A 2,982-nucleotide genomic window follows, 5' to 3' on the forward strand; every position below is an offset into this window, starting at 1 on the left:
CCGTCCTCGCGGTGCTCGCCGCGGTGGGGCTGGTCGCGCCGTCGGTGCTGCAGCGGTTCAACATCGAGGTTTGAGCCTGGCCAAGGTGTGGGCGTACATCGACGCGGCCGGCCCACTGGTCGGCACCGATTGGCCGATCCGCTACCGGTAGGACGACGCGAAGCGGGTGGCACACCTGCGCCGGCTCGGCGTCCGGGCGTTCGCCGCGCAGGCGTACAGCAGCGGCCCGGGATGGCGGAGCCGCTGAGTCGCTGGAGCTCAACTTCGCCGCGCGTACCCCCGGCTGCCTCCCCTCGGCCACCTTCTTCCCCGAGCCCGGGCCATCCGCTACCTCACCGAAGCGTTGCGCGCCAAGGCACGGGTGTTCAGCAGGTGATCGCCAGGAAATCCCGGCGGTTCAGGGCCGGGAGGAAATGGGGGTTCACTCGGGGCACTTCTGCCGGTCGATGTAATCCTTGACTATGGCCAGGGGCGCCCCGCCGCAGGATGCGGCGAAGTAGGACGGTGACCACAGGTGGCCGTGTATGAGGTGCCGGTTGATCTGGCCTGTGAATTCCTTGCGCAGGTAATGAGCGGACACGCCTTTGAGGGAGTTGACCAGCGTGGAGATCGCTAGTTTCGGGGGGTAGCGCACGAGTAGGTGTACGTGGTCGTCCTCGCCGTTGAACTCGGCCAGTTCGGCTTCCATGCTTGCGCACACGTCGGTCATGACCTGCTCGCAGCGGGCGAGCATCGCCTCATCGAGTACACCGCGGCGATATTTCGTGACGAAGACCAGATGTGCGTGCAGGTCGTGAACGATGCTGCGGCCTCGCCGGATATTGGGGTCCGCGGTCCATCGTGGTGACATAGGCCAGACGTTATACTGTGGACGTGAAGCTCGTCGTGCAGGTGCGGCTGTTTCCCGACGCCGGCCAGGAGGCGGCGTCGCAAGACACGCTGACCCTGGGCAACGACGCCGCGAACCTCGCCTCCGCCGAGGCGTACCGGGCGCGGGTGTTCGCCAAGCGGGCGTTGCAGCGACTCACCTACCGGCGGCTGAAGGACATGGGGTTGTCGGCCCAGCCGGCGATCCACGTCGCCCGCAAGGTCGCCGGCGCCTACGCCACGCTGAAGGCCAACATCCGTGCCGGCAACCTCGGCAAACCCGGGTCGAAGCGCCGCCGCAAGGCTGAGGCGAAGCCGATCGTGTTCCGCCGCGACGCCGCCCAACCGTTCGACGACCGCTGCCTGTCCTGGCAGATGCGCTCCCGCACGGTCTCCATCTGGGCGACGGCGGGCCGACAGGCCGGCATCCGATTCGGGTGCTCTGACGCGCAGTACGCGGTGCTGTCCGCCCACCGCAGAGGCGAGTCTGACCTGGTGCACCGTGACGGCAAGTGGTTTCTGAACGCCACCTGCGACATCCCTGACGTCGAGGTTAAGGAGCCCGACGGGTTCCTCGGCGTCGACCTGGGCATCGCGAACATCGCCACCACCAGCGCCGGGACCCGGCACTGCGGCAAGGGTTTGAACCGGGTGCGCCATCGTAATCAGCGGCTGCGGGCCAAACTTCAGCGCATCGGCACCAAGTCCGCCAAGCGGCTCCTGAAGGCCCGCCGCCGCAAGGAAGCGCGATTCGCGGCCGACATCAACCATCGCATCGCCAAGCAGATCGTGACCGAGGCCGAACGCACCGGCCGCGGCATCGCCCTGGAAAACCTGGGCGGCATCCGCGACCGGGTACGGCTCCGACGGCCCCAGCGGGTCACACTGCACTCGTGGGCATTCCACCAACTCCGCCAGTTCATCGCCTACAAGGCGGCGCGGACCGGAGTGGCCTTCGTCTACGTCGACCCGGCGTACACCTCGCAGGGCTGCTCCGCCTGCGGGCACCTCGCCAAGGCCAACCGACCCAACCAATCCACCTTCCGATGCACGTCGTGCGGCTTCGCTGAGCACGCCGACGTGAACGCAGCCCGCAACATCGCCGCACGCGGCGCCGCGGACTGGGCAGCCGTCAGCCTGCCGAACGCGGCGTGACCGATGCAGCCAGCACCGAGCAACGATCCGCAAGCTCAGCCCCTTCAGGGCCGAGAAGCTGACCATCGAAGTGTGACCGACCCACCCGACCCGCCAGCCGGCGGGACGCGACCGCCGGCCGATTCGCCGGACGGGCCGGCCCAGCAGTCTGGCGTAGTGGAGGGCGGCCGCCCGCCGGTCGAGGACCTGGCCGTACCCTCGTTCTGGCAGCGGCTGGGGCTGCCCGGGCTCGCCGACGTGCACACCCACTTCCTGCCGCCCCGGCTGCTGCGCAAGGTGTGGGCGTACTTCGACGCGGCCGGGCCGCTGGTCGGCACGGAGTGGCCGATCCGGTACCGGTGGAGCGACGCGGAGCGGGTGGCGCACCTGCGCCGGCTCGGCGTACGGGCGTTCACCGCGCTGGCGTACCCGCACCGGCCCGGGATGGCGGAGGCGCTGAACCGGTGGACGCTGGAGTTCGCCCACGCCACCCCCGGCTGCCTGCCCTCGGCCACCTTCTACCCCGAGCCGGACGCCGTCCGGTACGTCGCCGGGGCGCTCGACGCCGGCGCCCGGGTGTTCAAGGTGCACGTCCAGGTCGGCGGGTTCCTCCCCACCGACCCGGCGCGGGCCGCGGCGTGGGGGCTGCTCGCCGGCGCGGGCGAGCCGGTGGTGGTGCACGCCGGGCACGCACCGGTCGGCACCGCGCACACCGGCCCGGAGCCGTTCGCCGCGCTGCTCGCCCGGCATCCGGGGCTGACCGCGGTCGTGGCCCATCTGGGCGCGCCCGACTACACCGCGTTTCTCGACCTGGCGGAGAAGTACGAGCGGGTGCGGCTGGACACCACCATGGCGTTCACCTCGTTCTTCAACCGGTTCATGCCGTTCCCGGCCGGCGACCTGCCCCGGCTGGGCGAGCTGGGGCTGGCCGGCAAGGTGCTGCTCGGCAGCGACTTCCCGAACCTCCCCTACCCGTACGCC

At 70.3% G+C, this 2,982-nt stretch carries 3 protein-coding genes and 1 pseudogene; 3 read left to right on the top strand and 1 reads right to left on the bottom strand.

The annotated features are described in order from the left end of the window. Nucleotides 1-76 precede the first annotated feature (76 nt). Nucleotides 77-367: pseudogene (locus ACFOYX_RS14030) on the top strand (amidohydrolase); the annotation flags it as partial. A 54-nt stretch (nt 368-421) separates the two neighbouring features. On the opposite strand, the gene tnpA reads toward ACFOYX_RS14030, so the two are convergent. Beyond that, nucleotides 422-850 (bottom strand): IS200/IS605 family transposase, encoded by a 429-nt coding sequence (gene tnpA, locus ACFOYX_RS14035; protein WP_322441726.1) that lies wholly within the window; start codon nt 848-850, stop codon nt 422-424. A 23-nt stretch (nt 851-873) separates the two neighbouring features. Between tnpA and ACFOYX_RS14040 the strand changes: the two genes are divergently transcribed. After that, on the top strand, nt 874-2,022 hold the full coding sequence (locus ACFOYX_RS14040; protein WP_322441725.1) for a transposase: 1,149 nt from the start codon (nt 874-876) through the stop codon (nt 2,020-2,022). 156 nt (nt 2,023-2,178) lie between these two features. Then, the coding region (locus tag ACFOYX_RS14045) for an amidohydrolase family protein (protein WP_377534012.1) at nt 2,179-2,982 on the top strand (804 nt) is incomplete at its 3' end.

It is taken from the genome of Micromonospora sp. GCM10011541 (assembly GCF_042650725.1).
Taxonomy (GTDB): Bacteria; Actinomycetota; Actinomycetes; order Mycobacteriales; family Micromonosporaceae; genus Micromonospora; species Micromonospora sicca.

Excerpts from the sequence above, each read along its gene's own strand:
- tnpA (WP_322441726.1), bottom strand. The coding sequence starts at position 850 with ATGTCACCACGATGGACCGCGGACCCCAATATCCGGCGAGGCCGCAGC.